Annotated in this window: 16 protein-coding genes; 14 read left to right on the forward strand and 2 right to left on the reverse strand. The window is 71.6% G+C overall.

From position 1 onward, the window contains the following. Nucleotides 1-64: 64 nt before the first annotated feature. The 10 genes from hisD to ACWGJM_RS41530 all read left to right on the forward strand — a co-directional run bounded on the left by hisD (nucleotide 65) and on the right by ACWGJM_RS41530 (nucleotide 7,723). Nucleotides 65-1,390 (forward strand): histidinol dehydrogenase, encoded by a 1,326-nt coding sequence (hisD, locus tag ACWGJM_RS41485; protein WP_453416929.1) that lies wholly within the window; start codon nucleotides 65-67, stop codon nucleotides 1,388-1,390. Next, the gene (locus ACWGJM_RS41490) at nucleotides 1,387-2,493 is read left to right on the forward strand and encodes a histidinol-phosphate transaminase (RefSeq protein WP_453416930.1); all 1,107 of its coding nucleotides are present in this window, start codon (nucleotides 1,387-1,389) and stop codon (nucleotides 2,491-2,493) included. Before hisD ends, ACWGJM_RS41490 begins: the two co-directional genes overlap by 4 nt. After that, nucleotides 2,490-3,092: an imidazoleglycerol-phosphate dehydratase HisB gene (gene hisB / locus ACWGJM_RS41495; RefSeq protein WP_390734997.1), complete on the forward strand. Its 603-nt coding sequence runs from the start codon at nucleotides 2,490-2,492 to the stop codon at nucleotides 3,090-3,092. Before ACWGJM_RS41490 ends, hisB begins: the two co-directional genes overlap by 4 nt. Before the next feature lie 4 nt (nucleotides 3,093-3,096). Then, on the forward strand, nucleotides 3,097-3,261 hold the full coding sequence (locus tag ACWGJM_RS41500; protein ID WP_165955603.1) for a hypothetical protein: 165 nt from the start codon (nucleotides 3,097-3,099) through the stop codon (nucleotides 3,259-3,261). Further along, nucleotides 3,261-3,902 (forward strand): imidazole glycerol phosphate synthase subunit HisH, encoded by a 642-nt coding sequence (gene hisH / locus ACWGJM_RS41505; RefSeq protein ID WP_453416931.1) that lies wholly within the window; start codon nucleotides 3,261-3,263, stop codon nucleotides 3,900-3,902. Before ACWGJM_RS41500 ends, hisH begins: the two co-directional genes overlap by 1 nt. A gap of 4 nt (nucleotides 3,903-3,906) precedes the next feature. Continuing rightward, on the forward strand, nucleotides 3,907-4,632 hold the full coding sequence (gene priA / locus ACWGJM_RS41510) for a bifunctional 1-(5-phosphoribosyl)-5-((5-phosphoribosylamino)methylideneamino)imidazole-4-carboxamide isomerase/phosphoribosylanthranilate isomerase PriA (protein ID WP_453416932.1): 726 nt from the start codon (nucleotides 3,907-3,909) through the stop codon (nucleotides 4,630-4,632). Continuing rightward, nucleotides 4,629-5,027, forward strand: a complete 399-nt coding sequence (locus tag ACWGJM_RS41515; protein ID WP_453416933.1) for a RidA family protein — start codon at nucleotides 4,629-4,631, stop codon at nucleotides 5,025-5,027. The genes priA and ACWGJM_RS41515 overlap by 4 nt, the downstream gene beginning before the upstream one ends. Next, the gene (hisF, locus tag ACWGJM_RS41520; RefSeq protein WP_453416934.1) at nucleotides 5,024-5,779 is read left to right on the forward strand and encodes an imidazole glycerol phosphate synthase subunit HisF; all 756 of its coding nucleotides are present in this window, start codon (nucleotides 5,024-5,026) and stop codon (nucleotides 5,777-5,779) included. Before ACWGJM_RS41515 ends, hisF begins: the two co-directional genes overlap by 4 nt. 79 nt (nucleotides 5,780-5,858) lie before the next feature. Beyond that, entirely contained in the window at nucleotides 5,859-6,446 is a 588-nt protein-coding gene (locus tag ACWGJM_RS41525; protein ID WP_453416935.1) for an ArsR/SmtB family transcription factor, read from the forward strand. Between the two features lie 17 nt (nucleotides 6,447-6,463). Continuing rightward, nucleotides 6,464-7,723: an MFS transporter gene (locus tag ACWGJM_RS41530; RefSeq protein WP_453416936.1), complete on the forward strand. Its 1,260-nt coding sequence runs from the start codon at nucleotides 6,464-6,466 to the stop codon at nucleotides 7,721-7,723. 4 nt (nucleotides 7,724-7,727) lie between these two features. Here ACWGJM_RS41530 and ACWGJM_RS41535 read toward each other — a convergent pair whose 3' ends face one another. Then, nucleotides 7,728-8,126, reverse strand: coding sequence for a VOC family protein (locus ACWGJM_RS41535; protein WP_453416937.1), 399 nt, complete (start codon nucleotides 8,124-8,126; stop codon nucleotides 7,728-7,730). A gap of 10 nt (nucleotides 8,127-8,136) precedes the next feature. Next, nucleotides 8,137-8,772 (reverse strand): TIGR03085 family metal-binding protein, encoded by a 636-nt coding sequence (locus ACWGJM_RS41540; RefSeq protein ID WP_453416938.1) that lies wholly within the window; start codon nucleotides 8,770-8,772, stop codon nucleotides 8,137-8,139. Between the two features lie 82 nt (nucleotides 8,773-8,854). On the opposite strand from ACWGJM_RS41540, the gene hisI reads away from it, so the two are divergent. The 4 genes from hisI to ACWGJM_RS41560 all read left to right on the forward strand — a co-directional run bounded on the left by hisI (nucleotide 8,855) and on the right by ACWGJM_RS41560 (nucleotide 11,900). Continuing rightward, nucleotides 8,855-9,247 carry a phosphoribosyl-AMP cyclohydrolase gene (gene hisI, locus ACWGJM_RS41545; RefSeq protein ID WP_453416939.1) on the forward strand — a complete coding sequence of 131 codons (393 nt, stop codon included), beginning with the start codon at nucleotides 8,855-8,857 and terminating at the stop codon, nucleotides 9,245-9,247. A gap of 11 nt (nucleotides 9,248-9,258) precedes the next feature. Further along, nucleotides 9,259-10,764 carry an anthranilate synthase component I gene (locus ACWGJM_RS41550; protein WP_453416940.1) on the forward strand — a complete coding sequence of 502 codons (1,506 nt, stop codon included), beginning with the start codon at nucleotides 9,259-9,261 and terminating at the stop codon, nucleotides 10,762-10,764. A gap of 61 nt (nucleotides 10,765-10,825) precedes the next feature. Beyond that, a complete protein-coding gene (locus ACWGJM_RS41555) occupies nucleotides 10,826-11,467 on the forward strand; it encodes a TIGR02234 family membrane protein (protein ID WP_453416941.1) in 642 nt (213 codons plus the stop codon). A 175-nt stretch (nucleotides 11,468-11,642) separates the two neighbouring features. Continuing rightward, nucleotides 11,643-11,900: an HGxxPAAW family protein gene (locus ACWGJM_RS41560; RefSeq protein WP_453416944.1), complete on the forward strand. Its 258-nt coding sequence runs from the start codon at nucleotides 11,643-11,645 to the stop codon at nucleotides 11,898-11,900. Nucleotides 11,901-11,952 lie beyond the last annotated feature (52 nt).

The raw sequence follows: 11,952 nt of genomic DNA on the forward strand, positions 1-11,952 counted from the left end.
CGTTCTGTATCAGCCATTGATACGCGCGGACGACAGCCGACGCCGGTCTGAGAGAATTGGACCTGTGATCTCGCGAATCGATCTGCGCGGCGACGCCCTTCCCGAGGGACCCGCTCTGCGTGACCTGCTGCCCCGAGCCGACTTCGACGTTCAGGCCGCCCTCGAGAAGGTGCGTCCGATCTGCGAAGCCGTGCATCATCGGGGCGACGCGGCGCTGATCGACTTCGCCGAGAGGTTCGACGGGGTCCGGCTGGAATCCGTACGGGTCCCGGCACAGGCGCTCGCCGACGCGCTGGAACAGCTCGACCCTGCCGTGCGCGCCGCCCTGGAGGAGTCCATCCGGCGGGCCCGCCTCGTGCACCGCGCCCAGCGCCGCACGTCCCACACGACCCAGGTCGTGCCCGGCGGCACGGTGACCGAAAAGTGGGTGCCGGTCGAGCGTGTCGGGCTGTACGCGCCCGGCGGCCGGTCGGTCTACCCGTCCTCCGTGATCATGAACGCGGTGCCCGCGCAGGAGGCCGGCGTCGGCTCGATCGCCCTGGCGTCCCCGCCGCAGGCCGAATTCGGCGGCCTGCCGCACCCGACGATCCTCGCCGCCTGCGCGCTGCTCGGCGTGGACGAGGTGTACGCGGCGGGCGGCGCCACCGCCGTGGCGATGTTCGCGTACGGCACCGAGTCCTGCGCCCCCGCCAACATGGTCACCGGCCCCGGCAACATCTGGGTCGCCGCCGCCAAGCGCTTCTTCACCGGCAAGATCGGCATCGACACCGAGGCCGGTCCCACCGAGATCGCGGTCCTCGCGGACTCCACCGCCGACCCGGTGCACGTCGCCGCCGACCTGATCAGCCAGGCCGAGCACGACCCGCTCGCGGCGGCCGTGCTGGTCACCGACTCCACCGAACTGGCCGACGCGGTGGAGAAGGAACTCGAACCGCAGGTCGCCGCGACCAAGCACATCGACGACCGGATCGTCCCGGCCCTCAAGGGCAGGCAGTCCGCGATCGTGCTGGTCGACGGCCTCGACGAGGGTCTCAGGGTGGTCGACGCGTACGGCGCCGAGCACCTGGAGATCCAGACGGCCGACGCCGCCGCCGTCGCCGACCGGGTGAAGAACGCGGGCGCGATCTTCATCGGCCCCTGGGCGCCGGTCTCCCTGGGCGACTACGCGGCAGGCTCCAACCACGTCCTGCCCACCGGCGGCTGCGCCTGCCACTCCTCCGGCCTGTCCGTGCAGTCCTTCCTGCGCGGCATCCACATCGTCGACTACACGCGCGAGGCGCTGGCCGAGGTCGCGCACCACGTGGTGACGCTGGCGGAGGCGGAGGACCTGCCCGCGCACGGCGGGGCGATCAAGGCGAGGTTCGGCTGGAAGGTACCGACGAGCAAGTGAACATCCGAATCGACGATCTTCCCGTACGGGAAGAGCTGCGTGGCAAGTCCCCCTACGGCGCGCCCCAGCTGGACGTCCCCGTACGGCTGAACACGAACGAGAACCCCTACCCGCTGCCCGAGCCGCTGGTCGAGCGGATCACCGAGCGGGTGCGCGAGGCCGCCCGGAACCTCAACCGCTACCCGGACCGGGACGCGGTCGAGCTGCGCACACAGCTCGCGAAGTACCTGACCGACACCTCCGGTCACGAGGTATCCCTGGCCAACGTCTGGGCCGCCAACGGCTCCAACGAGGTCATCCAGCAGCTGCTCCAGACCTTCGGCGGGCCCGGCCGCACGGCGATCGGCTTCGAGCCGTCGTACTCGATGCACGCGCTCATCGCGCGCGGCACGGGCACCGGCTGGATCTCCGGTCCCCGCAACGAGGACTTCACCGTCGACCTGCCGGCCGCCGAGCGGGCCATCGCCGAACACCGGCCCGACGTCGTCTTCATCACCACCCCCAACAACCCCACGGGCAACGCGGTGCCGCCCGAGACGGTGCTCGCGCTGTACGAGGCCGCGCAGGCGGCCAAGCCGTCCATGGTCGTCGTGGACGAGGCGTACATCGAGTTCAGCCACGGCGCCTCGCTGCTGCCGCTGCTCGAAGGTCGGCCGAATCTCGTCGTCTCCCGGACCATGTCGAAGGCGTTCGGGGCCGCCGGTCTCCGCCTCGGCTACCTCGCCGCGCACCCCGCCGTCGTGGACGCCGTCCAGCTCGTCCGGCTGCCGTACCACCTGTCGGCGGTCACCCAGGCGACCGCCCTGGCCGCCCTGGAGCACACCGGCACGCTGCTGAAGTACGTCGAGCAGCTGAAGTCCGAGCGGGACCGGCTGGTGAGCGAGCTCAGGTCCATCGGCTACGAGGTCACCGACTCCGACGCGAACTTCGTGCAGTTCGGGCGGTTCGAGAACGCCCACACGACCTGGCAGCAGATCCTCGACCGGGGAGTCCTGGTCCGTGACAACGGCGTACCGGGGTGGCTGCGGGTCACCGCCGGAACCCCGGCCGAGAACGACGCGTTCCTCGACGCGGTCCGTGACTTGATGAAGGAGAGCGCATGACTCGCGAGGCGCGCGTCGGAAGGATCGAGCGCACGACGAAGGAGACCTCGGTCCTCGTCGAGATAGACCTCGACGGCACCGGGAAGACCGACATCGCCACCGGCGTCGGCTTCTACGACCACATGCTCGACCAGCTCGGCCGGCACGGTCTGTTCGACCTGACCGTGAAGACCGACGGCGACCTGCACATCGACTCCCACCACACCATCGAGGACACCGCCCTCGCGCTGGGCGCCGCCTTCAAGCAGGCCCTCGGCGACAAGGTGGGCATCTACCGCTTCGGCAACTGCACGGTCCCGCTGGACGAGTCCCTCGCCCAGGTCACCGTCGACCTCTCCGGCCGCCCCTACCTCGTGCACACCGAGCCCGAGAACATGGCGCCGATGATCGGCGAGTACGACACTACGATGACCCGGCACATCCTGGAGTCCTTCGTCGCCCAGGCCCAGATCGCGCTGCACGTGCACGTGCCCTACGGGCGCAACGCGCACCACATCGTGGAGTGCCAGTTCAAGGCGCTGGCCCGGGCGCTGCGCTACGCCAGCGAGCGGGACCCGCGCGCGGCGGGCATCCTTCCGTCCACGAAGGGTGCGCTGTAAACCCATGAACGGTCTGTCCACCGTCCTGATCGTCGTCGGCCTCTTCCTGGTCGGCGGGATCTACTCGTTCGTCAAGCAGCAGATGCCGAGGAGCCTGATCGTGCTGCTCTCGATCGCCGCGGCGATGTGCCTGGTCGCGGGCGTCATGCGGCTGGAGGTGTGGAACTGATGAGCGCGCCGAAGAAGGTCGTGGTCTTCGACTACGGCTTCGGCAACGTCCGCTCCGCCGAACGCGCCCTCGCGCGCGCGGGAGCCGAAGTCGAGATAACACGCGACTTCGACAAGGCGATGAACGCGGAGGGCCTGCTCGTGCCGGGCGTCGGTGCCTTCGCCGCCTGCATGAAGGGCCTGCGCGAGGCCCGCGGCGACTGGGTCGTCGACCGCCGGCTGTCCGGCGGGCGGCCGGTGATGGGCATCTGCGTCGGCATGCAGATCCTGTTCGCGCGCGGCATCGAGCACGGCGTCGAGACCGAGGGCCTCGACGAGTGGCCGGGCTCGGTCGAGCCGCTCCAGGCCGATGTCGTGCCCCACATGGGCTGGAACACCGTGGCGGCCCCGGCCGGCTCCGAGCTGTTCGCGGACCTGGACGCGGACGCGCGCTTCTACTTCGTGCACTCCTACGCCGTCCACGGCTGGAGCCTGGAGACCCACAACCCGGCGCTGCACCCGCCCAAGGTCACCTGGGCGACGCACGGCAAGCCCTTCGTGGCCGCGGTCGAGAACGGCGCTCTGTGGGCCACGCAGTTCCACCCCGAGAAGTCCGGCGACGCCGGAGCCCAGCTCCTCACCAACTGGATCGGAACCCTCTAGAGACATGGCCAAGCTCGAACTCCTCCCCGCCGTCGACGTCCGCGACGGCCAGGCCGTCCGCCTCGTGCACGGCGAGTCCGGCACGGAGACCTCCTACGGCTCCCCCCTGGAGGCCGCCCTGGCCTGGCAGCGGTCCGGCGCCGAGTGGCTGCACCTGGTCGACCTCGACGCCGCGTTCGGCACCGGCGACAACCGGGCGCTGATCGCCGAGGTCGCCCGGGCCATGGACATCAATGTGGAGCTCTCCGGCGGCATCCGCGACGACGCCTCACTGGCCGCCGCCCTCGCCACCGGCTGCACCCGGGTGAACCTCGGCACCGCCGCGCTGGAGACCCCCGAGTGGGTCGCCAAGGTCATCGCGGAGCACGGCGACAAGATCGCGGTCGGTCTCGACGTACGCGGCACCACGCTCCGGGGCCGCGGCTGGACCCGCGACGGCGGTGACCTCTACGAGACGCTGGAGCGGCTGAACAAGGAGGGCTGCGCGCGGTACGTCGTCACCGACATCGCCAAGGACGGCACGCTTCAGGGCCCCAACCTGGAACTGCTGAAGAACGTGTGCGCCGCGACCGATCGGCCGGTCGTGGCCTCCGGTGGCGTGTCGTCGCTCGACGACCTGCGGGCCATCGCCGGCCTGGTACCCCTCGGTGTCGAGGGCGCCATCGTCGGGAAGGCACTGTACGCGAAGGCGTTCACCCTGGAAGAGGCCTTGGAGGCGGTAGCCCAGTGAGCGATGTACGACGTGTCACGACCGGTGCGCCCTGGGAGGAGAGCTTCGGCTACTCCCGAGCGGTGGAGCTGCCGAACGGCTTGGTGCTGGTATCCGGTTGCACATCGATAGTGGACGGTGAGATCGCCGGAGGCGGACCGTACGAGCAGGCGGTCAACGCCTTCAACGTCGCGCTCGCCGCGCTGGGCCGGTTGGGCCTGGGCCGCGACGATGTCGTGCGTACGCGCATGTACATCACCCATGCCCGGGACGTGGACGACGTCGGACGCGCTCACAAGGAGCTGTTCGACTCCGTCCGGCCCGCCGCATCCATGATCATCGTCTCGGGCTTCGTCGACCCCAGTCTGGTCGTCGAGGTCGAGGTGGAGGCGTTCCGAGGAGTGTCCGGAGCATGACCCTTGCCGTCCGAGTCATTCCCTGCCTGGACGTGGACAACGGCCGGGTCGTCAAGGGCGTCAACTTCCAGAACCTGCGTGACGCGGGTGACCCGGTCGAGATGGCCAAGGTGTACGACGCCGAGGGCGCCGACGAACTGACGTTCCTGGACATCACCGCCTCGTCGGGCAACCGCGAGACGACCTACGACGTGGTGCGCCGCACCGCCGAGCAGGTGTTCATCCCGCTGACCGTCGGCGGCGGCGTCCGCACGGCCGAGGACGTGGACAGGCTGCTGCGGGCGGGCGCCGACAAGGTGGGCGTGAACACCGCCGCGATCGCCCGCCCGGACCTGATCCGCGAGATCGCCGAGCGGTTCGGCCGGCAGGTGCTGGTGCTGTCGGTGGACGCTCGCCGCACCCCTGAAGGCACCTTCGAGGTCACGACCCACGGCGGGCGCAAGGGCACCGGCATCGACGCCGTCGAGTGGGCGCACCGGGCCGCCGAGCTCGGCGCGGGCGAGATCCTGCTGAACTCGATGGACGCGGACGGCACCAAGGACGGCTACGACCTGGAGATGATCACCGCCGTACGCAAGCACGTCACGGTCCCCGTCATCGCCTCGGGCGGCGCGGGCAAGCTCGCGGACTTCGGCCCGGCCGTCGCCGCCGGTGCGGACGCCGTGCTCGCGGCCTCCGTCTTCCACTTCGGCGACCTGCGGATCGGCGAGGTGAAGCAGGCGCTGCGGGAAGCGGGTCACCCGGTCCGGTGACGTAACACGGACCAAGACGCGAAAGAGAAGTTGCGCAAAATCTGTTGTGCAACTTTTCTTTCGTACTTATGGTTGTGGCATGACAACCAAGGGGAGTCGTGCCATCACGGACGTGGGCACACTCAAGGCGCTCGCCCATCCGCTGCGGATGAAGCTGTACCGGGCCCTGTGCGTGGCCGACAAGGCGACCGCCTCGCACCTCGCCGAGCAGGTCGACGAGGCCGTCTCGCTGGTCAGCTACCACCTTCGCAAGCTCGCCGAGCACGGGCTGATCGAGGAGGCCGAGCCGCAGAGCGGGGACGGCCGCGAGCGGTGGTGGCAGCCGTCCTCGGACGGCGTGAGCATCCGCGACCGGGACTTCCGGGACGCGCCCGAGAAGACGGCCGCGCACCTGGCGGCCACCCGGCTCTTCCACGAACAGCGCGTGGACATGTACCGCCGCTACCTCGACGAGCGGCCTGCCTGGGGCCCCGAGTGGAACGCCGCCGCTCACGACAGCGAGTCCCTGCTCCGTCTGACCGCGAGCGAGCTGAACGAACTGCATGAGGAACTCCTGGCCCTCGCCAGGAAGTACGACGAGAAAGGCCGGTCAGCCGAAGCCTCGGGCGACACCGAAGGGCGCGAGAACGTCGCGCTGCACGTGTACGGATTCCCGTTCCGCGTCTGAGAGGACCTCGCCGCCCCATGACCGCCACGCTCGTATCCCCTGCGCGGCCCACCACCGACCGCCCCGCCCACCGTGACCCCAACGTCCTGCGCTGGCTCGGGGCGTACACCTCCTCGATGGTCGGCGACAGCGTCTACTACATCGCCCTGTCCTGGGCCGCCGTGCGGGCCGGAAGCCCCTCGCAGGCCGGCATCGTGATGTCGGTCAGCGCGCTGCCGAGGGCCGTGCTGATGCTCGGCGGGGGCGTGATCGCCGACCGGCTGGGGCCGCGCAGGGTCGTCATCGGCAGTGACGCGGTGCGCTGCGCCGCCGTCCTCGCGGTGGCCGCCCTGCTGTTCCTCACCAGCCCCGGCCTGTGGCCGCTGGCCCTGCTGGCGCTGGTCTTCGGCACCGTCGACGCCGTGTTCGTGCCCGCCGTGGGCGCCCTGCCCGCGCGGATCACCGGCAAGGGCCAGCTCGGCCGTGTGCACGGCATGCGCGGCCTCGCGATCCGCTTCGCGAACGTCGCCGGCGCCCCGCTCGGCGGCCTCGGCGTGGCGGTCGGCGGTGCGGCGGCCGCGTTCGGGCTCGCCGGGCTGCTGATCGCCGTGTCGTTGCCGCTGCTGATCACCGTGCGGGTACGGGAGCTGCCCGGCGACGACACCGCCCGTACCGACACCGCCGGGGGCACCGCCTGGACCGACCTCGTGGCCGGTCTGCGCTACATCCGCGGCCACCGCGTCCTCGCCCCGCTGATGATCACCATCGCCCTCGGCGACCTCGGCTTCGTCGGCCCGCTCAACGTCGGCCTGACCCTGCTGGCCGACCGGCGCGGCTGGGGCGCCTCCGGAATGGGCTGGGTGCTCGCCGGGTTCGGCGTCGGCGCGGGCGCCGCCTCGCTGCTGCTGACCGTCCGGGGCCGGCTGCCCCGGGCCGGGCTGGTCGCCGGGTGCGCCGTCATCGCGGGTTCCGTCGCCGTCGGCGCCCTCGCCTTCGTCCCCGACCTCGCCGGCGCCGTCGCCGCCGCCCTGGCCGTCGGGCTGCTCACCGGGCTGAGCGGAGTGATGTGCGGCGCCCTGCTCCAGACCCAGTCCGACCCTGCCTACCTGGGCCGGGTCACCGCCGTCTCCAGCCTGGTCAGCCTCGGCCTGACCCCGCTGAGCATGCCGTTCTCCGCCGCCGCGATCGGCGCCTGGGGTCTCGGACCGGTGTACGCCGTCAGCGCCGCCGTGTGCGGACTCGGCGGGGTCGTCGCCCTGTGCGTACCGGACCTGCGCCGCGCTGAGCTGCCCCGCTGACCGGTCACTCCTTCGGCTGGGCCAGCTGCACCAGGTTGCCCACGGTGTCGTCCAGCACCGCGGCGATCACCGGACCCTGCTCCTGCGGCTCGTGGGTGAAGCGCACCCCGAGCCCGCGCAGCCGCTCGTACTCCGCCGCGATGTCGTCCACCGAGAAGACGATGGCCGGGATCCCCGCCTCGTACAGCGCCCGGCGGTACGGCTCCGCGATGGGGCCCGCGCCCGGCTCCAGCAGCAACTGGAGATCCGGCTGGGCCCCGCCGGGGGCGCCGACCGTGATGAACAGCGTGCCGCCGCCCAGGTCCAGACGGGTGCGGGTCTCGAAGCCGAGCACGTCCGTGTAGAACGCGTGGGCCTTCGGCACGTCGTCGACGTACACGCCGGTCATCGCGACCTTGATCATGGGAGCTCCCTCAGATGCCGAGCTGCTTCGACTCGTGCAGCCTGGCGATCGCGTCCTCGTCGCCGTCCACGCCCACCTTGGCGGCACTCTGCCGGCCGAGGGCGAACAGCAGCAGCTCGGACGGCTCGCCGGTGACCGTCACCACCGGCGTGCCCCGGTGGGCGACCGCCGTCTGGCCGTCCGGGCGGCGCAGCACCAGACCCGTCGGCACGCCCCGGCCCACCAGGCGCGCGGTGCGCTCCAGACGGGACCACAGCGCGTCCTGGAAGACCGGGTCCAGCTCACGCGTGCCCCAGTCGGGCTGGGCGCGGCGGACGTCCTCCGTGTGCACGTAGAACTCGACGATGTTGGCCGCCTCGTCGATCTGCTTGAGCTGGAAGGGCGAGAAACGCGGCGGGCCCGTACGGATCAGCTGGATCAGCTCCTCGTACGGCTTCGCGGCGTACTCCGCCATCACCTTCTCCAGGCGCGGCGCGAGCGGCTTGAGCAGGGTGCCGCCGGCCGCGTCGGGGCGGCGTTCGCGCACCACCACGTGCGCGGCCAGGTCCCGGGTCCGCCAGCCCTCACACAGGGTCGGGGCGTCCGGACCGGTCGTTTCCAAGAGGTCGGCGAGCAGGAGCCGTTCACGCTTGGCGAAGGTCGACATACCGTCAGCTTACGACCGCCCCCCAGGTCCGCACACTGGACATCACCCCGCTGCGGCGGTGCCGCCCGGCACAATGGCACTCATGACCAGTACGACCGGGCCCAGCAGCCTCGACCCCGAGATCGCCGCGCGCCTCAAGCGCAGCGCCGACGGACTCCTGCCCGCCATCGCCCAGCAGTACGACACCGGAGAGGTGCTCATGCTCGGCTGGATGGACGACGAGGCGCTGCACCGCACACTCACCACCGGCCGCTGCACGTACTGGTCCCGCAGCCGCCAGGAGTACTGGGTCAAGGGCGACACCTCCGGCCACTTCCAGTGGGTCAAGTCCGTCGCCCTGGACTGCGACGCCGACACCGTGCTGGTCAAGGTGGACCAGGTCGGCGCCGCCTGCCACACCGGCGCGCGGACCTGCTTCGACGCCGACGTGCTGCTCAAGGACGCCGATTCCGGCGTTCAGGCCCCGGATCAGTAAGGTCTGCCGCCATGGACCTCGAGACGTTCCGCAAGCTCGCCTCCGACCGCCGCGTCATTCCGGTCACCCGCAAGCTCCTCGCCGACGGCGACACCCCGGTCGCGCTGTACCGCAAGCTCGCCGCCGAGCGCCCCGGCACCTTCCTGCTGGAGTCGGCGGAGAACGGCCGCTCCTGGTCCAGGTACTCCTTCGTCGGCGTGCGGTCGGCGGCCACGCTGACCGCACGCGACGGCCGGACCCACTGGCTCGGGACCCCGCCCGTCGGCGTCCCCACCGGCGGCGACCCGCTCGCCACCCTGCGCGCCACCGTCGAGGCCCTGCACACCCCCCGCGACCTGGCCCACGACCTGGGCCTGCCGCCCTTCACCGGCGGCATGGTCGGCTACCTCGGCTACGACATCGTCCGCCGCCTGGAGAAGATCGGCCCCGGCGAGCGGGACGACCTGAAGCTCCCCGAGCTGACCATGCTCCTGACCAGCGACCTCGCGGTCATGGACCACTGGGAGGGCTCCGTCCTGCTGATCGCCAACGCGATCAACCACAACGACCTGGAGACGGGCGTCGACGAGGCGTACGCGGACGCGGTGGCCCGCCTCGACGCGATGGAGGCCGACCTCACCCGCGCGGTCGCCCAGCCGCCCGCCGTGCTGCCGCCCTCCGAACTGCCCGAGTACACCGCCTTGTGGGGCGGCCCCGACTTCCAGCGGGCCGTCGACGACATCAAGGAGCGCATCCGCGCGGGCGAGGCCTTCCAGGTCGTACCGTCACAGCGGTTCGAGACGCCGTGCACGGCGAGCGCGCTGGACGTGTACCGGGTCCTCAGGGCGACGAACCCCTCCCCGTACATGTATCTGTTCCGGTTCCCCCACGGGGAAGGAGGCGCTTTCGACGTCGTCGGCTCGTCCCCCGAGGCCCTGGTCAAGGTCGAGGACGGGCAGGCCATGGTCCACCCCATCGCCGGCACCCGGCACCGCGGCGCCACCCCGCAGGAGGACCAGGCCCTCGCCGACGAACTGCTCGCCGACCCCAAGGAGCGCGCCGAGCACCTCATGCTCGTCGACCTCGGCCGCAACGACCTCGGCCGGGTCTGCGAGCCCGGCTCCGTCGAGGTCGTCGACTTCATGTCCGTCGAGCGGTACTCGCACGTGATGCACATCGTCTCCACGGTGACCGGACGCGTCGCCGAGGGCCGCACCGCCTTCGACGTGCTGACGGCCTGCTTCCCGGCCGGCACCCTCTCCGGAGCGCCGAAGCCCCGCGCGATGCAGATCATCGACGAACTCGAACCGTCCCGGCGCGGGCTGTACGGCGGCTGCGTCGGCTACCTCGACTTCGCCGGCGACTCCGACACCGCCATCGCCATCCGTACGGCCCTGCTGCGCGACGGCACCGCCTACGTCCAGGCCGGCGCCGGCATCGTCGCCGACTCCGACCCCGTCGCCGAGGACCAGGAGTGCCGCAACAAGGCGGCGGCGGTGCTGCGGGCGGTGTACACGGCCAACCGGCTGGGCAAGTAGGGCGTTTATCACGTTCCTCACATGAACCCCGGGTGACGGTTCGGCCGGGGTTCGGGAGATAGTGGAGTACGTGACTGCCGTACCCAACCCCCGTTCCCAGGCGCCCGTATCCGCGCGGTCCGGCCGCCGGAGCCTCGCCGTCGCCCTGCTGTGCGGCGCGCTCGGCGCGGCCGTGGCGCTGCTGGCCACCCGGCAGCGCTGGTCGGAGGGCACCGCGACGGTGGCCGGCGGCGCCTTTCCGCTGACCGCCAAGGGCAGCGACGTCACGGGCGTCCCCGCGGCCCTCGCCATAGTGGGCCTCGCCGCGCTCGTCGCCGTCTTCGCCGTCCGCAAGGCCGGCCGCTTCCTGGTCGCGGGGCTTCTCGCCCTCTCCGGCGCCGGTACCGTCGCCGCGGCCCTGATCGGCGCCTCCGACAGCTCCGCGCTCGACGAGAAGGCCGCCGAGACCACCGGCGACACCTCCGCCACGGTCGCCGCGCTCACGCACACCGGCTGGCCCTACGTCGCGGCCGTCGGCGGCGCCCTCCTGCTGCTCGCGGGCCTCCTCGCCCTGCGGTACGGCCGGCTGTGGCCCGCCATGTCCGGCCGCTACGAGCGCGACGGCACGCCCCGCCCGCGCCGCACCCCCAAGGCAGCCGACCCCGACCGCCCCGAGGAGCTCTGGAAGGCCCTGGACCGGGGCGAGGACCCCACCGGGGCGTGACACCGTCCCGGACCCCCTCCGGGATGTGGCGAAACAGACGCACGTCACTGGCCACCCCCGCTCACGGCACGCGTGCGCGTACGGGACAATGGACGGCGAGCGTCCGGCCCGGACACGGGCGGACCCGGAGACGTACGGCACGTACGGCACGCACACCAGCAACGAGGAGCAAGCAATGGCGGGCAGCAGCCACGGTCACACCCCGGCCGCCTGGACCGGTGTCATCATCGCCTTCATCGGTTTCTGCGTCTCGGGCGCCTTCATGGTGATGGCACAGCCGCTGGGCTTCTGGGCCGGCATGGTGATCGTGGCCCTCGGTGGTGTCGTGGGCGCCATCATGCGCTCGATGGGCCTCGGACAGCCGAAGCAGACCCGCGCGGTGGCGCACACCGCCCCGGCCGTGACCCGCGAGCCGGCGAGCGCCGAGAGCTGAGCACGGAATCCTTGCCCGCGTGAGGGGCGGCCGGCACCGCTGAGGTGCCGGC

It is taken from the genome of Streptomyces sp. NPDC054834 (genome assembly GCF_053611185.1).

What these genes read in the sequence shown, in the direction of transcription:
- hisB (WP_390734997.1), top strand. Translation starts at nt 2,490, where the DNA reads ATGACTCGCGAGGCGCGCGTCGGAAGGATCGAGCGCACGACGAAGGAG.
- ACWGJM_RS41500 (WP_165955603.1), top strand. Translation starts at nt 3,097, where the DNA reads ATGAACGGTCTGTCCACCGTCCTGATCGTCGTCGGCCTCTTCCTGGTC.
- hisH (WP_453416931.1), top strand. Translation starts at nt 3,261, where the DNA reads ATGAGCGCGCCGAAGAAGGTCGTGGTCTTCGACTACGGCTTCGGCAAC.
- priA (WP_453416932.1), top strand. Translation starts at nt 3,907, where the DNA reads ATGGCCAAGCTCGAACTCCTCCCCGCCGTCGACGTCCGCGACGGCCAG.
- hisF (WP_453416934.1), top strand. Translation starts at nt 5,024, where the DNA reads ATGACCCTTGCCGTCCGAGTCATTCCCTGCCTGGACGTGGACAACGGC.
- ACWGJM_RS41525 (WP_453416935.1), top strand. Translation starts at nt 5,859, where the DNA reads ATGACAACCAAGGGGAGTCGTGCCATCACGGACGTGGGCACACTCAAG.
- ACWGJM_RS41530 (WP_453416936.1), top strand. Translation starts at nt 6,464, where the DNA reads ATGACCGCCACGCTCGTATCCCCTGCGCGGCCCACCACCGACCGCCCC.
- ACWGJM_RS41535 (WP_453416937.1), bottom strand. Translation starts at nt 8,126, where the DNA reads ATGATCAAGGTCGCGATGACCGGCGTGTACGTCGACGACGTGCCGAAG.
- ACWGJM_RS41540 (WP_453416938.1), bottom strand. Translation starts at nt 8,772, where the DNA reads ATGTCGACCTTCGCCAAGCGTGAACGGCTCCTGCTCGCCGACCTCTTG.
- hisI (WP_453416939.1), top strand. Translation starts at nt 8,855, where the DNA reads ATGACCAGTACGACCGGGCCCAGCAGCCTCGACCCCGAGATCGCCGCG.
- ACWGJM_RS41550 (WP_453416940.1), top strand. Translation starts at nt 9,259, where the DNA reads ATGGACCTCGAGACGTTCCGCAAGCTCGCCTCCGACCGCCGCGTCATT.
- ACWGJM_RS41560 (WP_453416944.1), top strand. Translation starts at nt 11,643, where the DNA reads ATGGCGGGCAGCAGCCACGGTCACACCCCGGCCGCCTGGACCGGTGTC.